Raw genomic sequence first — 18,444 nt, forward strand, 5'->3', positions numbered from 1 at the left:
ATTAAAGTGTTTGCCCTAAAATGCGAACAACTAATTGCTCAAAGCTTGCACCATTTGCTTTCGCAGCCATTGGTACTAATGATTTTTCAGTCATACCAGGTACGGTATTCACTTCTAACAAGTAAAAGTTACCACCCGCATCTTGCATAGCATCAACCCGTCCCCAACCACTTGCACCTACTAATTCAAATGCTTGTAATGCCATTGTTTGTAACGTTTGCGTATCACTTGCTGATAAATCAGCAGGACAATGGTATTGCGTGGTATTTGATTGATATTTAGCTTGGTAATCATAAAAACCATTCGGTGTGGTCATTTCAATAACTGGCTGTACATCATCGCCTAAAATTGCCACGGTGAATTCGCGACCTGTTATCCACTGCTCAACTAACACTTGGCTATCAAATTTAAATGCTGCTGCTAATGCGTCTTCTAGCTCTTGTGCGTTATTAGCTTGTGCCATACCGATACTTGAGCCTTCATGTGAGGGTTTAACCATCACTTTTTTAAGCTCATTCATAATCGTATTTGCATCAAAACCATATTTATTATCAACAACCGCATACGGTGCAGTACTCAAACCTGCTGATTTAAATAAATGCTTACAGCGAATTTTATCCATCGCCAATGCTGAACCTAATACGTTACTGCCGGTGTACGGTAAGCCCATAAATTCAAGTGCACCTTGAATGGTACCGTCTTCACCGCCACGACCATGCAAAGCAATAAAAACCCGCTCAATACCGAGTTCTTTTAATTGCCATAATGGCTGTTCTTTTGGATCAAAGGCGATGGCATCAACACCGGCATTTTGCAATGCGTTCAATACAGCTTGGCCAGACTTTAATGATACTTCGCGCTCTGCTGAGTTACCGCCAAGCAACACCGCCACTTTGCCAAATTGTGTGTTTAATTGCGTCATACCTGTACCTGCTTAAGTTGCTCAATCGATAGCGATGTCGCCGCGAGTGTTTTTACTAATTGACCAATATTACCAGCGCCTTGCGTTATAATTAAATCATTATCTTGTAATGTATCTGCTAAAACCCCAGCAAGCTCTGAGCTGCTGGCCACATGCAATGGCTCTTTACCGCGTTGGCGTAAACTGCGGCACAGACTCTTACTATCAGCACCCACTATTGGCTCTTCACCAGCGCTGTACACATCCAGTAGAAGTAGTTGATCAACATCAGCAAGTACCTTTACAAAGTCTTCATATAAATCGCGAGTACGGGTAAAACGATGCGGTTGATAAATCATCACTAAGCGCTTATCAGGCCAGCCCTCGCGAATTGCTGCTATTGTTGCTGCAACCTCTGAAGGGTGATGACCATAATCATCCACTAACATCACTTTGCCACGCTCGTTTTCATAGTCGCCATAATGCTGGAAACGACGACCAATACCTTCGAATTTTTGCAGAGCTTCTAAAATCGCATGGTCGGCAATTTTTTGATCTTTTGCCACAGCAATAGCAGCAGTGGCATTTAATGCATTATGTTTACCTGGCATATTTAAATGCACAGTTAACTCATCACCTTGCTTGTTACGTACTTTAAACTGACTGGTATTCGCCGTTTGGCTAAAGTCAGTCATACGGTAATCGGCGTCAACCGTTTCACCGTATGTGATCACCGGTCGGCCAAAGCGTGGAATAAGTTCAGCCGCCACTTCTGAGTCAATACACACCACAGCTAAGCCATAAAACGGTAGGTTATGAATAAAGTCCACATACGTGTCTTTCATTTTTTCTAAGCTACCACCGTAGGTATCCATGTGATCTTCTTCAATATTAGTGATCACCGATACCATAGGCTGTAAATGTAAGAATGACGCATCACTCTCATCCGCTTCGGCGATTAAAAAATCACTTTTACCCACTTTGGCATTACTGCCAGCGCTATTAAGTAAACCACCTATGATAAAGGTTGGATCAAGCCCTGCTTGTGCATAAATACTGGCAATTAAACTGGTTGTTGTCGTTTTACCATGAGTGCCTGCAATAGCAATACCGTGGCGAAAACGCATTAACTCAGCCAACATTTCAGCCCGGCGTACTACAGGGATACGCGCAGCTTTTGCTGCAATAATTTCAGGGTTGGTCTCATCAATCGCACTCGAAACCACCACCACGCTGGCATCTTTTACATTACTTTGATGATGACCAATAAACACTTCAGCACCAGCTTGGATCAAACGTTCGGTCATTGCACTGTGAGCAATATCAGAACCAGTAATGCGGTAACCTTCAAAAGCGAGTACTTCGGCAATTCCACCCATCCCTGCGCCACCGATGCCAATAAAATGGATAGTGTTGATTCGGCGCATTGCCGGACGAGTACTTTTCTCTGTAGACGTTTCTTTCACTTAATAATCTCTTTTTTCTGTCACTTGCTGTGCAGGTTGAGCAACACCGGCCGCATCCATACAATGCCATGCGACATTAGCGGTAGCCTCAGGTGTTGCTAGCTGTTTTGCATTACTAGCAAGTTCACTAATTAATTCTGGTTTGGCTAAATATGGGCGTAATAGTTCAACAATGCTCTGCTCGTTAAACTGCCCCTGCGGCATTAATAATGCTGCTTTGCCATCGACTAAAAATTTTGCATTGGCGGTTTGATGATCGTCCACCGCATGAGGAAACGGCACAAACACCGCCATTTTGCCAGCTGCGGCAATTTCGCTGACAGTTAAAGCACCAGCGCGGCAAACTACAATATCAGCCCAGCCGTATGCGGTATCCATATCATCAATAAACTCTGCCACTTTCGCTTGCTCAACACTAAAACCTTGTTGCTGGTATGCAAGTGTTACTGAGCCAAGCTGTCCTTTACCTGTTTGATGCCAAACATTAAGTTGAAAATCATCATTTAGCTGCTTAAACGCCGCAGGCAATGTTTGATTTAGTACTTGTGCGCCCAACGAGCCACCAACAACTAATATGTTTACAGGCGAGGTTGCCACGCGGGTTGTCACGCTCGCCACACTAGCACGTACTGGATTACCGACAACGTCGCTGCGACCTGCTGCAAATGCTTGCGGAAATGCTGCCAATACCTTATTAGCAACCTTAGCGAGGTATTTATTACTCATACCTGCTACCGCATTTTGCTCATGGATCACCAATGGAATTCCTAAGCTTTTTGCAGCCATACCGGTTGGCCCTGTTACATAACCGCCCATTGCAAGGACAACATCAGGACGTTGTTTTTTCAATACTTTGCGCGCTTGTAAAATTGCGTTTATAACCATAAATGGTGCTTTTACTAACCGCGCAAGGCCATTGCCTCGCACGCCTTTAACATTAATAAAATCAATATCAATGCCATGCTTTGGCACCACTTGCGCTTCCATACGGTCGGCCGTGCCAATCCAGCTAACCTGCCAACCTTGTTGCTTTAAGTGATCTGCCACTGCAATACCAGGAAAGATATGCCCACCCGTGCCACCAGCAACAACGACTAATTTTTTGCTCATCGCTTACCTCCGCGAGATGTTGCTTGTTTAGTGGCCATTTTAGTTTCAAAATCCACTCGTAATAAAATAGCTGCCGCTATGGTCATGATAAGTAAGCTAGAGCCACCATAAGACACAAACGGTAAGGTTAGGCCTTTGGTTGGTAAAATACCGGCACTTGCGCCCACATTCACCATGGTTTGAAACGCAAACCAGATACCAATCGCAAATGCAAAATAGCCTTCATATTCTTTACCGCACTTTAAGGCTTGTTGGCCAATTAATAAGGCTCTAAATACAAAGGTGCCAAAGACCATCAAGATGCTCACGATGCCGATAAAGCCGAGCTCTTCACCGATAACAGCAAAAATAAAGTCATTATGGGCTTCTGGTAAATATTGTAATTTTTGTACGCTGTTACCTAAGCCTTGACCAAACCAGCCACCTTGGCTGTAAGCCATTAACGATTGCACTAACTGATAGCCTTTACCAAATGGGTCATCCCAAGGTTCTAAAAATCCCACCACTCGCGCCATACGATACGGCTCAATAATGATCAGTAAAACGACCAAGCCAATACCCGTTAAGATCAATACAAAAAACTGCCATAACTTAGCACCAGCTAAAAATAATAACCCTACCGTGGTGACAAACATCACGACGACAGTCCCTAAGTCGGGCTGCAATAAAATTAATGCCGCGTACACTGCAAATACCGCAATTGGTTTGGCAAAGCCTTTTATGTTCTCTTGTACTTCTTCGCGTTTACGCACTAAATAACCAGCGATATAGCTGAAAAAAAACAACTTAGCTGCTTCAGCAACTTGAAAGCCAATCGGACCTATTGGGATCCAACGTTTTGCACCATTAACTTCACGGCCTACAATAAGCACAACAATCAACAGCACCATGCCAAGCATTAATAAATAAGGGTTGGAGCGCTTCCACCATGTCATAGGCACACAGCACGTGATCCAAAACAACACAAAACCCATTGCCAAAAACATACTGTGGCGGATAATAATGTGATACGGATTATCAAACAGACGATCGGCAGTCGGCATTGAGGCACTGGTCACCATCACAAACCCCAAACCAATGAGCATAATCACACAATACAGCAGTGGCACATCGTACAGCTGCGCCGATGGCTTAGGAGTTAAAGAGTCACGGATATCAGCAAATGCGATCATACTGCCTCCGCTAAAACACATTGGCTAAAGTGATCACCACGCTGCATGTAATTGTTATACATATCGATGCTGGCACAAGCGGGAGCAAGCAATACAATATCACCCGCCGTTGCTAGTTGCTTAGCCAGTGCAACCGCTTGATCCATGTTATCGGTTAAATGGCCTTTGTCAGTCAACGCCACTAAGGCTTTGGCATCTTTACCAAAACAAATTAGCGCTTTAACTTGTTGCTGCAAGTACGGTTTTAAACTATCTAGGTCTGCGCCCTTAGCATCGCCACCAGCGATCACCAGCAGTTGTTTTGCTTGATCAGCTAAGCTTTCTATCGCCGCAATAGTCGCACCAACATTAGTCGCTTTTGAGTCATTAAAGTATTTAACACCCGCTTGCTCAGCAACAAACTGACAACGATGAGGTAAACCCGTAAATTCCCCAAACGCCTGTGCATATTGCTCAACAGTAATATCAAATGGGCTGAGTAAAGCCATAACAGCCAATGCATTGAGTTGATTATGACGGCCCACCACAGCTAAGCTGCTCACCGGTAACAGTGGCGTACTTTGATGACTAAAGTACTGCTCGCCTTGGTGCGACATTAAACTATAGTCGCCGCTATCTATGCCAAAGCTCAGCTGTGGCATGACTTGGCTATGCGTTGCCGCATCAGCACTATTAACTACTGCCAGCGCAGTATTTGTATATATAGTTTGCTTTGAATCTATATAGGCTTGGTAACTTGCATAGCGGTCTAAGTGATCTTCTGAGACATTCAATACCGTAGCGCTGATTGGTTTTAAGCTACGTGTGGTATCAAGTTGAAAACTAGATAGCTCTAATACATAAACATCAAAATCATCGTTTAATAAGTCCAATGCCGCAGTGCCAATATTGCCACCAAGGCCGACTTTATAACCGGCGCTTTTTAGTACTTGATAAGCTAACGTCACCACGGTTGATTTACCGTTAGAGCCCGTTACTGCAACCACAGGTTTGTCTGTTAAGCGAGCAAATAATTCAATATCACCAATGACTTCCACGCCAGCTTGCAGTGCAGAGACAACCGCTGGCAGGGTCAAACTTAAACCAGGGCTGATAATGATCATATCAACGCTATCAAGCTTTGCAGTGGCTAGATCACCAAAGTGAGTATTTAAATGTGGCGCATGCTGGTGCAACCAATCACAACCTGGTGGCGATTGGCGGCTATCAACTACATTAGGTGTTAAACCTTGAGACAATAAAAAACGCACAATGCCCAGACCGGTTACACCGAGTCCGAGCACTGTCACTTGTTTATTTTTTATCTCGTTTAAATACGTCATTTACCTGATCTTTAATGTCACGAGGCCAGCAAGTACTAGCACGATAGAAATAATCCAAAACCGCACGATCACACGCGGCTCTGGCCAACCTTTTAATTCATAATGGTGATGGATCGGCGCCATTCTAAAAATTCGTTGGCCACGCAACTTATAAGAACCAACTTGTAAAATCACTGATAGCGCTTCCATCACGAACACACCACCCATAATGATCAGTATCAATTCTTGACGTACCAATACCGCAATAATTCCCAGAGCACCACCTAATGCCAGTGAACCTACATCGCCCATAAATACTTGCGCAGGGTATGTGTTAAACCATAAAAAGCCCAAACCAGCACCAACAATAGCGGTACATACCACAACTAATTCACTAGCCAATGGTAAATGTGGAATATGTAGATAAGCCGAGAAATTAACGTTACCCGTTAGGTAAGCAATAATGGCCAATGCCGCAGCAACCAAAATAGTTGGCACTATAGCTAAACCATCAAGCCCATCGGTTAAGTTAACCGCATTAGATGTACCCACAACCACAAAGTAAGTCATGACTATGTAAAACAAGCCTAATTGCGGTAACACATCTTTAAAAAATGGTACTACTAGCGAAGTTTCATTGGCGTGATTGGCGCTGAAAAACAATGCACATGCCACCACTAAAGCGATCACTGATTGCCAAAAATACTTCCACTTTGCGATAAGTCCCTTTGGATCTTTGCGGATCACCTTACGGTAGTCATCTACAAAGCCCACAATCCCCAATGAACCAATCACGAATAAAGTAGCCCACACATATTTATTGGCTAAATCAGCCCACAACAAAGTGCTGGTAAAAATAGAGGCTAAAATTAATAAGCCCCCCATAGTTGGTGTGCCTTTTTTCGATAAATGAGATTCAGGACCATCATTACGAACTACTTGGCCAATTTGCATTCTTTGCAACGCGCGGATCAATTTAGGGCCAAAATATAAAGAGATTAATAGTGCGGTTAAAATACCAAATACGGCGCGCACCGTTAGGTACGAAAACACATTAAATGCACTGTAATATTGCGTTAAATATTCTGCCAGCCAAACTAACATTGAGATACTCCATTGCGGCCAACTTGCTGGCTGTTAACTAAATCTTGTACTAATAATTCCATGCGAGAACTGCGTGATCCTTTCACGACTATAGTGGTTTTTTGCGCTGAGTCAGTTAACGCTGCTTGCAACTGTTGCAATAGCACCTCACGGCTCGAAAAATGCCGCTGTGGTTGAGCAAATTCATCACTGGCATATTGGCTCAATACACCTAAGCTATACAGCTCATCGATACCTTGTTGTTTGGCATATACACCAACTTGTTGATGATAAGTCGCAGCGTCGTCGCCAAGTTCACCCATATCACCTAACACCAAAATACGCTTACCTGCTAGGTCGCGTAATAGATCGATTGCCGCCTTAACTGATTGCACGTTAGCGTTATAGGTGTCGTCAATTACGGTTAGGGTGTCAGTAACAGGAATTATGTTTACTCGGCCTTTAACTTCAGCCATATTTGCGAGCGCTTTAGCGATCGCCTCAAGCGACACGCCAAATTCACTGGTTAGTGCCGCCGCAATTAATGCATTGGTAACATTATGGCGACCAGGCAGTGCAAGCGTTACTGGCACCCGTTGCTGCGCAGTACAGAAGAAAAAAGAAGCATGCGCTTGGGCATCTAAGCAGATATCTTCAGCCCAAATATCCAGTTGTGCAGTGCTTGATAAACATTTAACTTTGCGCCCTGTAAGCTTTGTAAGCCAACCGTCACTAAATTCACTATCACAATTTACAATCGCAGTACCGTGGGCTTTTAAGCCATCGTAAATTTCACTTTTAGCGGTGGCTACACCCTCAAGCGAACCAAAGCCTTCAATATGTGCCGCGGCAACATTACAAACCACAGCCACATCAGGCTTGGTCATCGCAGCGGTATAGGCAATTTCGCCAATATGATTAGCGCCGAGCTCGATAACTGCGTACTTATGCTGTGGTTCAAGGCGTAACAAAGTCAATGGCACGCCAATGTCGTTATTAAAGTTGCCATTCGTTGCAAGTACATCGCCATGAGCAGCTAAAATAGCAGCACACATTTCTTTTACTGTGGTTTTACCCACACTGCCGGTGATAGCTATAGTTTGCGGAGCAACCGTTGCCATTACCGCAGCGCCGATTTCACCTAGTGCAATGCGCGTATCAGTTACTAAAAACTGTGGAATATCAACAGCAACTTTATGGCTCACGATAGCGGCTATCGCGCCTTTGTCTTTTGCTTGTTGTAAAAACGTATGGCCATCAAAATTAGGGCCTTGTAGCGCTAAAAACACCTCACCTTCACAGACTGTGCGAGTGTCTGTGTTAATGTTTTTCACGGTGCGATTATCACCTTGATAATCGGTTGCTAGCACATTCGCCAGCCAATCAAAATCCATAGGGATCATAACTGCGATCCTCTGAGCTGTTGTTCTTGTGGGTCTAGCTTTGCTCTTTGTTGTAAGTGCTGCTGAACAAACGTTCGATCGCAAAAATCAATCCGTTGCGTCCCAATAATTTGATAATCCTCATGACCTTTGCCCGCAATTAATACGACGTCTTGAGCATTGGCATTATCGATAGCAAAGGCAATAGCTGCCGCACGATCCGCCTCTAAATGGGCTTTCTCAGGTTGCCTAAAACCAGCAGCAACATCTTTCATGATCTGCCACGGATCTTCACTGCGAGGATTATCACTGGTGACTATTAGCTGATCAGCATATTGCTCAGCCGCTTTAGCCATCATCGGGCGCTTGCCTTTATCACGGTCACCACCACATCCAAATACACAACTTACGCCGCCTGGCACATGTTGTTGTAATGCTTGCAGTGCCAATGCTAAAGCATCAGGGGTGTGGGCATAATCAACAATACAGGTTGGTTGATTTGCTGCGCTAAACGCTTGCATACGACCCGCAACAGGTTGCAAGCTGGCACAACCGGCTGCTAGCTTATCAAGCGGATAACCCATACCCAATAGAGTGGCCATTGCAGCGGCTAAATTATATAAATTAAATTCACCAAATAACGGACAAGTAATAGCGATATCGCCCCAACTTGTAGTTAACTGTGCCGAAATACCGGTTTTATGATAATTAACATCGGTAAAATAAACAAACCGTGCACCTTTAGGCACAAGTGCTTTGTGGCCATAACACACTAAATTATTAAAATCGTACTGCTCTAACCATTGCTGAACTTGGTAGTCATCTTGATTGAGCACCACCAATTGCGCGTCAAAATCCCGCATTAGCATTAATTTAGCGTCAGCGTAACTTGCCATATCACCGTGGTAATCTAAATGATCGCGAGATAAGTTAGTAAACACAGCAGCTTTAAAATGCGTATTGGCAACACGGTGTTGTACAAGTCCATGAGATGAGACTTCCATCGCCACTAAGTTATTATTTTGCTCAGCCAATTGCGCTAATATTCGTTGTAAATCAACACACGACGGCGTGGTGTTAAGAAGTTCGGTTAAATTATCTGACTGCCCATAACCCAATGTGCCAACAATCGCTGACGGGGTGCCACAAAACGTTGCTAAGTGGGCGATCATGGCAGTGGTGGTTGATTTACCATTCGTGCCAGTAACACCTATCACATCTAAATGCTTACTTGGTTGCTGATAAAAGTGGCTCGCCAATGCAGGGAGCTTTTTATCCAAGTCAGTAATTAAATACAAAGGATCGAAATCAGACTCAAACTCACATAAACGGTCAGCAATGACAGCAACCGCACCGTTATTAATGGCTTGCTGGATAAAGTGTCCGCCATCTAACTGGTGACCTTTAATCGCCACAAACACGTCACCAGGGGTGACATCGCGACTATCTAAACGCAAGTGTTTAACTAACAAGCTTGAAGCTGCTACTTCTATTTTTTGTAAAATTATTTTTAAATCACGCATCATCATCTATGCCCTTCACGTAGGCAACCGAGTCTTTATCAGGCGCTACGTTTAAAATTCTTAATGAATTCGAAATTATTTCAGCAAACGCAGGTCCTGCCGTCGCGCCGCCGTAATAAACATCTCCACCGGGCTCATTAATTAATACTACTACAGCTAAGCGCGGGTTACTGGCAGGTGCTAAACCTGCAAAATAACCAACATACTCGTCACCATAACCACCTACAGCAGCTTTTTTAGAGGTACCTGTTTTTCCTGCAGCGCGATAGCCATCGACCTTGACGCGTCTCGCTGTACCATCTTCTTCAAATACGCTTTCCATCATATGTACAACGGCTTCAACATCTTTTTGTTGAAATATTCGTTCACCTTCAGGAACGCTGTCTTGCTTTAAGATTGTAAGTGGACGGTTTACACCACCAGCACCCAGCATGGCGTAAAAACGTGCCATTTGAGCAGTACTTACAGCAAGGTTATAGCCAAATGATAAAGCAGCAATTTCGTGATCAGACCAACGACGATTGGGATAAAACAAACCACTGCTTTCCCCCACCATACCGGTGCCAGAATCAGAGCCAAAACCCACCTTTTGATACAAGCCAACAAAATAGTCTTTGGGTACTGTTTGACTAATTTTTGTTACGCCCATATTACTGGAGTATTTTAAAATCTCTCGCAGCGTCATTTCGCCGTGGTTACGTGAATCTGACACTAAACTACCGCCTAAACGCATCCAGCCAGGATAAGTATCAATTTTATCACCCGGTTGAATTGTGCCGTAGTCTAAGCCAGCTAAAATGGCTAGGGGCTTAACAGTTGACCCTGGTTCGAACAAATCTGTGATTGCGCGGTTACGGCGCTTATGTGGCGCTGCGTCATTCAAATTATTGGGATTAAAAGAGGGGCTGTTAACCATAGCTAACACTTCACCGGTTTTGACATCCACAACCATAGCAGAGCCAGACGTTGCTTTATAAGTCAACACCGCTGATTTAACCGCTTTATAAGCGATTGCTTGAATACGTTGGTCGATACTGAGTTGAATATTCTCAGGCTCAATGCGTTCACGCTCATCAAGCACTTCAACTTCACGCCCTTGTGCATCTTTACGAATAGTACGGCGCCCTTCCACACCGGTAAGCGCACTTTCGTATAGTTTTTCTATACCTTCAATCCCTTTACCGTCGATATTGGTAAAGCCAAGAACATGCGCCGTGACTTCCCCAGCAGGATAGTAACGTTTTGATTCATCTAATAAATGAATACCAGGTAGACGTAAATCACCAATGTAATTGGCAACGGCTGGGGTTACTTGACGTTTTAAATACACAAAACGGCGGCTGGCATCATCACGCAAACGACCATTTATTTTTTTCGGCTCGATACGTAGTACGTCAGCAAGTTCGCGCCAACGTAGGTCATTTTTGTAATATTCGCTAATGCGCTGCTCGAGCAATGCTGTATTTTCAGCTAGCGCCTTATCGTCTTCGCCATTTTTACGCGCCTGCTTAAGTACCTTGCCACGTAATGATTTATGCAATGCTTTAGGATCGGCATACACACTTACTACTGGCACACTCACCGCCAGCTCTTTGCCATGGCGGTCAAAAATCATCCCACGCTGTACATGGAGCTTTTCAACTCGCACAGTACGTTTGTTACTTTCAGAGCGGGCTTTATCAGGCTCGATAACTTGTAAATACGCGGCACGCGACACCAAAGTGACAAAAACAAGCAGCACAACAGAGCACACCAGCATAAAACGCCATGTGATCAAACTATTGACTGGTTTTTTCCCTCTGCTTCTCATGGCAGTACTATCACCTGTTCATCTTGGCTGGTAGGCCGTTTCATCTCAAGTTGCATGGTGGCAATTTCTTCAATGCGCGCATGCTGCGAATAAAATTCTTCTTCAACGAGTAAATAACGCCACTCTAAATCCAATTCATCTCGCTCTTGAAGCAACTGATCTTGTTCAATCAGCTCTTGGCGAGCAAAGTGGGTAACCTGCACCACACTTAAACTTGATGCAAATATCACAACCAACAAGGCCGAGGTTAGCTTATTTGCTCCTAGGCCTTTGAGTACTTCTACAAATAAATTGGGTTGTCGATGATTTGCTTTTGGCTTCATCCCAATCTCTGCGCCACCCTAAGTACTGAGCTTCTTGAACGAGGGTTACGGTCAATTTCAGCTTGGCTTGGCTTAATAGCTTTACCCACTGCTTTTAACGTCAAGTTTTGATTTATTTGTGCATCAGTTAAAGGCAGACCTCTGGGTAATGCCGCTCCCTTACTCTGCTTTTTAATAAACTGTTTAACAATGCGATCTTCAAGTGAGTGAAACGAAATCACCACTAACCGGCCACCAGGTTTTAAAACCGCTAAGGCAGCTTGTAATGCAGTTTGGATCTCTTCCAATTCACTGTTGATATAAATGCGGATCGCTTGGAAAGTACGTGTAGCAGGATGCTTAAACTTATCTTTTACAGGCACTGCTTCATCAACTAAATCAGCAAGCTGCTTAGTCGTTGTGATCGGCGTATGTTCGCGAACCTCCAATACCTTGTGAGCAATTCGACGCCCAAACTTTTCTTCACCGTAGGTTTTGATCACATATACAATGTCTTCAAGTTCAGCTTCAGCTAACCACTGCGCGGCGCTGCGACCACTGGTTGGATCCATGCGCATATCAAGTGGGCCGTCTTTCATAAAGCTAAAACCGCGTTCGGCATCATCTAATTGCGGAGACGACACACCGATATCTAGCAAAATACCATCCACTTTCCCTAATAGATCGTTTTGCTCAGCAACTTCGTATAGATTAGAAAAGCGCGTATGCGCAATGGCAAAACGACTATCATCGGCAAACTTTTCGGCAGACTTAATGGCCTGTGGATCTTGATCGATCGCTTGTAGCCGACCATGCTCACCAAGGCGCGCCAAAATTTGTCCAGAATGTCCGCCACGGCCAAATGTACCATCCATGTAGATGCCGTCTGACTTAATTGCTAGCGCATCGATGGTTTCGTCCATTAGTACGGAAATATGTTCAAATTGAGCTGTCATTAGCTATTATTTGCCTTTTTATTGTGTGATCAGAGTGAAAAATTATCTAAGTCAGGGGTTGATTCAAACTCACCGAGTCGTTCTATTTCGGTGTCTTGGCGCATTTGCTCATGCCAACGCTCTTCATCCCAGATCTCAAATTTATTCATCAAACCAACCAACATGATTTTTTTGCCTAAATCTGCATGACTCCGTAGTGACGGTGCCAGCAAAATTCGGCCATTTTTATCTAATTGGTATTCAGTTGCGTTACCTAACAACATCCTTTGCATGCGTCGAGCGCGTGGATTCATATTGGAAATTTTAGCAAGGCGATCTTCTATGTCTTGCCATTGTGCGAGTGGGTACAACCACAAACAAGGCTCGTTCAGTGCAACGGTACAGATCACCGTGCCCTGATCTTCAGACAACAAAGAATCTCGGTACTTAGTAGGTACCGCAAACCGTCCTTTGTCATCCAAACTGAGCGAACTCGCACCACGGAACATAAAAAGCCTATTCTAAAAGTTGAAAATTAATCCATTTTGATTAATTTGATCCAATTTGATCCACTAAAAACCACTTTTTACCACAGTGCTCCAGTTTAGGGCTTGACAAGCGGTTTTGTCAAGTCGGTAAAATCCTATTATTAACTGTGAAAGCCAGAAAAAATAAGGCCTCACGCAAAGCTACTGAATTACGTGGGAAAAAGTGGATAACTTGAAAAAAAATATTTTATTCTCAGATAAAAACAAATAAATGCCGTAAAGTGATTAATGAATAATCAATGAATAGTTACAAAATAAACAGCACTTAATCCCTACTCATTAGGCCTTGTAAAATTTACGTGGTTGCTTTGCAATTGTTACTGAAAATGCTGTTAATTTAAGCGTAAAATCTTCAGACAAAAAGATAAGCCGCTGATTTATAATTGAAAATAATTAAATGGCATAACTGGTACGAAGGATGCAACAAGTACTACACTATTTAATTTTAATATTTAAGGAATGATTATTATGGCTACTTCAACAACAAGTACTAATTCAGCTGCTACAGCTAACAAAAAGGTGGATGATCTTGCATCTCATACTGATGCACCTTTCACAGATAAAGCAACTTCAGCGGCGCATCAGGCTGTTGATGCGCTTTCTTCGAGAGCAGCAACAGCAGAGCAAGGTATTCGTCATGGTGCTGCCAGCTCAGCTGAAACACTGTCTGAAAAGCAAAAAATAGCCCGTGAAAAATTGACCGAATACAGTGGTAAAACACGTCAATTAGCATCAGAAAACCCGCTTGCAACAGCAGGTATTGCCTTTGCTGCAGGTATGCTAGTTACTGCACTACTACGTCGCAAGTAGGTAGTTATGCAACAAGAGACTGATCTTAAAGATAAACAACATCAGGATCAGGTCGCTGATCCTGCACTGCAAAGTGCAGATCAGTGGCAAGATCACCTCGCTAAACTAACTCAATATGGTGAACAACTTTATCAGGACTATCGCCAACAAGCCGGTATTTGCAAAGAATTAGCCAGTGCTGAATGGCGGCTATCAACCCGCTCGTTAGCACTGACAATAATTTTGTTAGTAAGCTTTGCTGGCGGCTTGGTACTGTTATGGGCAGGCTTGTTAGCTACGCTTGGCTTAGCTATTTTTGCTTTTAGTCAATCAATATGGCTCAGTGCCTTATGTTTAATTAGCTTGCAGTTGATCTGTTTATTCTGGCTGTGGAAAAACATTGGCTACATCAGCAGTAAAATTGGCTTCGATAAAACCAGCCATAGTATTAAGCAGTTGCTCAATATTACCAAGGAGTGATAAATGCTGATTGATTATTTTATTCTCAAACCAAACCGGAAAGTGGCTCATTTAACTCAAAAAATGAACACCATACAAAGTTTAAAGCAACAACACCATCAAGCTTTAAATTACCGACTAAAGCGCTTTGCGGTAACCAAAGTTGGTATTGCCAGTGCATTTACCGCAGGCGCTGGTTATCAAGCATTAAACGGTAACAGTGGCAAAAGCAATAAACTCTCTCAGCTTAGCCAGTTTAGTTGGTTACTCCGCTTACTATAAATTTTTATTGTATTGGTTTTATAGTAAGCAAATCTACTTTATCGCTCGTAAAGCACTTACTGTGACTAGCTCGCCAATGAATATTATTGCAGCTTTAGTATCACCTTAGAAAAGATATTCAGTCCTTTAAAGCTAAACAAACTTTTCATTACCTATTTTGTATATTAAATATGGTTAATTTAACATTTTTTGGCTACAATTTTGGGCTAAGAACATACTAAAAAGATGCAATTATTTTTACTCTATCGTTAAAACATCGATTATACCGGCTGTTTATTTTATTAAGCTTGCCTGGACTTATCGTAATATTGTTTAGCCTCTGGCATGCAAAAGAAACTGCGCTGCAAGAAAGCCGGCAGCAGGCTTTAACGATCGCCAAACAGCTTGCTGAACAACAAACCGCGCTGTTAAAAGAAATTGAAAACTTCACTGTGCAATTAGCGCAGCTAATAAACGAAGACATTACCCGCAGTAACCAAGGCTGCCCTGATTACTTGTTAAAAATACAAAAATTAAACCCTGAAATAGCCAATATTGGCATTGTTAATTTGCAAGGTAATGCCACCTGTATTATTAAAGGCCGTGCAAATATCAACATTGCGGACCGCGAGTATTTTCAAAATGCTATAGCAACAAAAAGTTTTGCCATTGGCTTTTTCCAAAACGATCGCAGCATGAACACTCCTTCGGTAAACTTCGCTTACCCCTTAATTGATCAGCACCAGCAAGTATATGGTGCGGTTGTTACTGTGATAAATTTAGACTGGTGGAGCCAAGAGCTAGCTAATTTTCATTTACCATCGGATGCGTTGGCAGTTATAACCGATGATAATGATCGTATTATCGCTAACTACCCAAACGATCCATTGCGCTTTGGTAAAAAAATTAATACCTATGGCTTTAACTCTAACTTACCAATCTTGAGTAACACTATTGATTTGCAAGGTATTAATCATGTTTTGCATAGTAAGACCATGTATCAAGATGCCACCGAAAATACTTTAAACGTTTATGTTGCCATGCCATTTAATGACGCTATCAAGGCTGCAAACCAATTATTTGTGAACACCTTAATTGCCTTTATTGGTATGATTATTGTCTTGTGTATTTTTGCCTATATAAGTTTAAAACGTGATGTATTTAAGCCAATAGCCCGCCTGACACACGCAATCGGGGAGCTCGCAACAGGTAAACTGCCAAAGCAGTTTCCACTTAATAGCTCAGAGCTCAGCACGCTATACTCACACTTTAAAGAAATGGCAAAAACTCGCCTTGCAGCCGAAGCCAATGTAAAACGCCAACATGATGAATTAAGTAGCTTATTAAATGCCCTGCCTGATAGCTATATTCGCATCAATGTCCACGGTGACGTACTGAACTTAGGCGGCAATATCTCGCTGTTAAACCCACCAAGTTTTAGTCGCTCTAAATTACACCTAAGAGAACTATTTGACGAAGAAAGAAGCCGATTCCTATTGAGTCGCTTGCCAACTAAAAACGGCACCTCTCAATTTGAGTTATCAGTACCAAACAGCCCAACCGAACAAATATTTGAAATGCGTATCAGCGCTCAATCTAATAGCAATGAATACACGATTGTTGTGCAAGATATTAGCCATCGAAAACACGCTGAAAAAGCCTCCAACTTAGCTTCCCTAGTTTATTCAAACAGTAGTGAAGGCATGGCCATTACCGATCCTGATGGCCTCATACTCGACGTAAATCCCGCTTTTTGTGAAGTCACCCAATACAGTAAAGATGAAATTTTGGGCAATACCACTGCTATCTTAGCTTCAGGCAAACACAGTAAAGCGTTTTATCACGCAATGTGGCTGCAATTACAAAAAACAGGCCGTTGGCAAGGTGAAATAATTAACCGTCGTAAAGATGGCGAGTTATTCACAGAATGGCTTACTATCGATACTGTTTACAACGAACAGCATGAAGCACAGCGCAGAGTCGCTATTTTTACTGATATCACCGAGAAAAAAGCTGCGGATGAATTAATTTGGCATCAAACTCACTTTGATCATTTAACCAATTTACCCAATCGAATTGAGCTTAAAAAACGCTTAAATCAGCACTTAAATAACCCATTAAATCCTGATGAGCCACTAGTGATCATGCTTCTTGATATTGATCATTTTAAAGATATAAATGACACCTTAGGCCATTTTTATGGCGACGAATTACTCAAATTAATCGCCATTCGCTTGCAGCAAGAAATTGTTGATATTGAGTTTATTGCCCGTATTGGTGGCGACGAATTTGTTATTGTGCATGCCAAGCTAGTCACTGAGGAACACATCAAAAAAGTAGCCAACGATATCCTCAATGCCATGACAAAAGCATTTATACTCGAGGGTGAAGAACTGCATATTGCCACCAGCATCGGCATCGCTATTGGACCAATCGATGGTGATAGTTCAGAGCTGTTATTAAAAGCCGCCGATCAAGCCATGTATAAAGCCAAGCAAAGTGGCCGCAACTGTTTTAAGTTTTTTAATCACAACTTACGTGAGCAAGCACAAGCACGTATGGATTTACTTAAAAGTATGCGCAGCGGTATCGAACAGCAACAATTTGATCTTTACTACCAACCGATTGTAAACCTTGATTCTGGGCATATACATAAAGCGGAAGCTCTGATCCGCTGGCAACACCCGACTCGCGGCGTAATTAGCCCCGCAGAGTTTATACCTTTAGCCGAAGAGTCCCGATATATCAATCCATTAGGGCAGTTTGTATTTACTCGCGCATTACAAACACTAACGATTTTACGAGCACAAGTTGATGCCGATTTTCAACTTAGTATCAACGTCTCGCCGGTGCAATTTAGTTGCCTTGATAGTGGTATTGATCTGTGGCCAGCGCTACTAAAAGACGCTAACTTACCACCGAGCGCGATTGTTGCCGAGATCACCGAAGGATTAATGATCGCACCTGAGCAGCTAACTCAACAACGCCTGAAAGCGCTGGTCAAATCGGGGATGGAACTAGCACTGGATGATTTTGGCACCGGCTATTCATCGCTTGCCTACTTGCAACAAATGGATGCAGATTATTTAAAAATTGATAAATGTTTTGTTGATAACATTCAAGCGGGCAATCAAGATCTGGCGTTATGCAAAGCCATTATCACTATGGCCCACCAGTTTGGTTTAAAAGTGATTGCCGAAGGCATTGAAACACCAGAGCAACAACAATTACTACTCGGCTTAGGCTGTGATTATGGCCAAGGCTATTTGTTTTCAAAGCCATTACCCGAACAGGAATTTTTAGCACTGGTAAGCAATCAATCCACAACAACGAGCTAAATACAGATCCAGCACAAACTATGCACTGAAAACTTGCTAGCTATTGTTTAATAAATAACGAACT

General features: G+C 42.9%; 16 protein-coding genes. 4 read left to right on the forward strand and 12 right to left on the reverse strand.

Annotation, left to right across the window (positions count from 1 at the left end):
• Window position 1 precedes the first annotated feature (1 nt).
• From NDQ71_RS09550 to mraZ, 12 genes are read right to left on the reverse strand one after another with little or no spacing between them, the layout of a single operon-like run.
• Window positions 2-922: a D-alanine--D-alanine ligase gene (locus tag NDQ71_RS09550; protein WP_064667865.1), complete on the reverse strand. Its 921-nt coding sequence runs from the start codon at window positions 920-922 to the stop codon at window positions 2-4.
• Window positions 919-2,367, reverse strand: a complete 1,449-nt coding sequence (gene murC / locus NDQ71_RS09555) for a UDP-N-acetylmuramate--L-alanine ligase (RefSeq protein WP_192541143.1) — start codon at window positions 2,365-2,367, stop codon at window positions 919-921. Before murC ends, NDQ71_RS09550 begins: the two co-directional genes overlap by 4 nt.
• A complete protein-coding gene (gene murG, locus NDQ71_RS09560; RefSeq protein ID WP_192541144.1) occupies window positions 2,368-3,477 on the reverse strand; it encodes an undecaprenyldiphospho-muramoylpentapeptide beta-N-acetylglucosaminyltransferase in 1,110 nt (369 codons plus the stop codon). It lies immediately after the preceding gene.
• Window positions 3,474-4,649 carry a cell division protein FtsW gene (gene ftsW, locus NDQ71_RS09565; RefSeq protein ID WP_283710027.1) on the reverse strand — a complete coding sequence of 392 codons (1,176 nt, stop codon included), beginning with the start codon at window positions 4,647-4,649 and terminating at the stop codon, window positions 3,474-3,476. The genes murG and ftsW overlap by 4 nt, the downstream gene beginning before the upstream one ends.
• Window positions 4,646-5,971, reverse strand: coding sequence for a UDP-N-acetylmuramoyl-L-alanine--D-glutamate ligase (gene murD / locus NDQ71_RS09570; RefSeq protein WP_301561521.1), 1,326 nt, complete (start codon window positions 5,969-5,971; stop codon window positions 4,646-4,648). The genes ftsW and murD overlap by 4 nt, the downstream gene beginning before the upstream one ends.
• Window positions 5,972-7,054: a phospho-N-acetylmuramoyl-pentapeptide-transferase gene (gene mraY / locus NDQ71_RS09575; protein WP_192541147.1), complete on the reverse strand. Its 1,083-nt coding sequence runs from the start codon at window positions 7,052-7,054 to the stop codon at window positions 5,972-5,974.
• Window positions 7,048-8,436, reverse strand: coding sequence for a UDP-N-acetylmuramoyl-tripeptide--D-alanyl-D-alanine ligase (gene murF, locus NDQ71_RS09580; protein WP_301561522.1), 1,389 nt, complete (start codon window positions 8,434-8,436; stop codon window positions 7,048-7,050). The genes mraY and murF overlap by 7 nt, the downstream gene beginning before the upstream one ends.
• Window positions 8,433-9,938 carry a UDP-N-acetylmuramoyl-L-alanyl-D-glutamate--2,6-diaminopimelate ligase gene (gene murE, locus NDQ71_RS09585; protein WP_301562664.1) on the reverse strand — a complete coding sequence of 502 codons (1,506 nt, stop codon included), beginning with the start codon at window positions 9,936-9,938 and terminating at the stop codon, window positions 8,433-8,435. The genes murF and murE overlap by 4 nt, the downstream gene beginning before the upstream one ends.
• Window positions 9,931-11,748, reverse strand: a complete 1,818-nt coding sequence (locus NDQ71_RS09590; protein ID WP_064667858.1) for a penicillin-binding transpeptidase domain-containing protein — start codon at window positions 11,746-11,748, stop codon at window positions 9,931-9,933. The genes murE and NDQ71_RS09590 overlap by 8 nt, the downstream gene beginning before the upstream one ends.
• Entirely contained in the window at window positions 11,745-12,071 is a 327-nt protein-coding gene (gene ftsL, locus NDQ71_RS09595; protein ID WP_064667857.1) for a cell division protein FtsL, read from the reverse strand. Before ftsL ends, NDQ71_RS09590 begins: the two co-directional genes overlap by 4 nt.
• A complete protein-coding gene (rsmH, locus tag NDQ71_RS09600) occupies window positions 12,068-13,006 on the reverse strand; it encodes a 16S rRNA (cytosine(1402)-N(4))-methyltransferase RsmH (protein ID WP_301561523.1) in 939 nt (312 codons plus the stop codon). Before rsmH ends, ftsL begins: the two co-directional genes overlap by 4 nt.
• Window positions 13,007-13,035: 29 nt before the next feature.
• Window positions 13,036-13,494 carry a division/cell wall cluster transcriptional repressor MraZ gene (gene mraZ / locus NDQ71_RS09605; protein ID WP_145236856.1) on the reverse strand — a complete coding sequence of 153 codons (459 nt, stop codon included), beginning with the start codon at window positions 13,492-13,494 and terminating at the stop codon, window positions 13,036-13,038.
• A 507-nt stretch (window positions 13,495-14,001) separates the two neighbouring features.
• Here mraZ and NDQ71_RS09610 point away from each other — a divergent pair.
• The 4 genes from NDQ71_RS09610 to NDQ71_RS09625 all read left to right on the forward strand — a co-directional run bounded on the left by NDQ71_RS09610 (window position 14,002) and on the right by NDQ71_RS09625 (window position 18,380).
• Window positions 14,002-14,343, forward strand: coding sequence for a DUF883 domain-containing protein (locus NDQ71_RS09610; RefSeq protein ID WP_192541149.1), 342 nt, complete (start codon window positions 14,002-14,004; stop codon window positions 14,341-14,343).
• A 6-nt stretch (window positions 14,344-14,349) separates the two neighbouring features.
• On the forward strand, window positions 14,350-14,802 hold the full coding sequence (locus tag NDQ71_RS09615) for a hypothetical protein (RefSeq protein ID WP_192541150.1): 453 nt from the start codon (window positions 14,350-14,352) through the stop codon (window positions 14,800-14,802).
• 3 nt (window positions 14,803-14,805) lie between these two features.
• Window positions 14,806-15,063 carry a hypothetical protein gene (locus NDQ71_RS09620; RefSeq protein ID WP_064667852.1) on the forward strand — a complete coding sequence of 86 codons (258 nt, stop codon included), beginning with the start codon at window positions 14,806-14,808 and terminating at the stop codon, window positions 15,061-15,063.
• Window positions 15,064-15,371: 308 nt separating this feature from the next.
• Window positions 15,372-18,380 carry an EAL domain-containing protein gene (locus NDQ71_RS09625; RefSeq protein WP_225736522.1) on the forward strand — a complete coding sequence of 1,003 codons (3,009 nt, stop codon included), beginning with the start codon at window positions 15,372-15,374 and terminating at the stop codon, window positions 18,378-18,380.
• Window positions 18,381-18,444 lie beyond the last annotated feature (64 nt).

The organism is Pseudoalteromonas sp. KG3, assembly GCF_030436385.1.
Taxonomy (GTDB): domain Bacteria; phylum Pseudomonadota; class Gammaproteobacteria; order Enterobacterales; family Alteromonadaceae; genus Pseudoalteromonas; species Pseudoalteromonas prydzensis.

Coding starts and splice junctions, on each gene's coding strand:
- NDQ71_RS09610 (WP_192541149.1), top strand. CDS start 14,002: ATGGCTACTTCAACAACAAGTACTAATTCAGCTGCTACAGCTAACAAA.
- murD (WP_301561521.1), bottom strand. CDS start 5,971: ATGACGTATTTAAACGAGATAAAAAATAAACAAGTGACAGTGCTCGGA.
- mraY (WP_192541147.1), bottom strand. CDS start 7,054: ATGTTAGTTTGGCTGGCAGAATATTTAACGCAATATTACAGTGCATTT.
- NDQ71_RS09550 (WP_064667865.1), bottom strand. CDS start 922: ATGACGCAATTAAACACACAATTTGGCAAAGTGGCGGTGTTGCTTGGC.
- ftsW (WP_283710027.1), bottom strand. CDS start 4,649: ATGATCGCATTTGCTGATATCCGTGACTCTTTAACTCCTAAGCCATCG.
- rsmH (WP_301561523.1), bottom strand. CDS start 13,006: ATGACAGCTCAATTTGAACATATTTCCGTACTAATGGACGAAACCATC.
- ftsL (WP_064667857.1), bottom strand. CDS start 12,071: ATGAAGCCAAAAGCAAATCATCGACAACCCAATTTATTTGTAGAAGTA.
- NDQ71_RS09590 (WP_064667858.1), bottom strand. CDS start 11,748: ATGAGAAGCAGAGGGAAAAAACCAGTCAATAGTTTGATCACATGGCGT.
- murE (WP_301562664.1), bottom strand. CDS start 9,938: ATGCGTGATTTAAAAATAATTTTACAAAAAATAGAAGTAGCAGCTTCA.
- murF (WP_301561522.1), bottom strand. CDS start 8,436: ATGATCCCTATGGATTTTGATTGGCTGGCGAATGTGCTAGCAACCGAT.
- mraZ (WP_145236856.1), bottom strand. CDS start 13,494: ATGTTCCGTGGTGCGAGTTCGCTCAGTTTGGATGACAAAGGACGGTTT.
- NDQ71_RS09615 (WP_192541150.1), top strand. CDS start 14,350: ATGCAACAAGAGACTGATCTTAAAGATAAACAACATCAGGATCAGGTC.
- murG (WP_192541144.1), bottom strand. CDS start 3,477: ATGAGCAAAAAATTAGTCGTTGTTGCTGGTGGCACGGGTGGGCATATC.
- NDQ71_RS09620 (WP_064667852.1), top strand. CDS start 14,806: ATGCTGATTGATTATTTTATTCTCAAACCAAACCGGAAAGTGGCTCAT.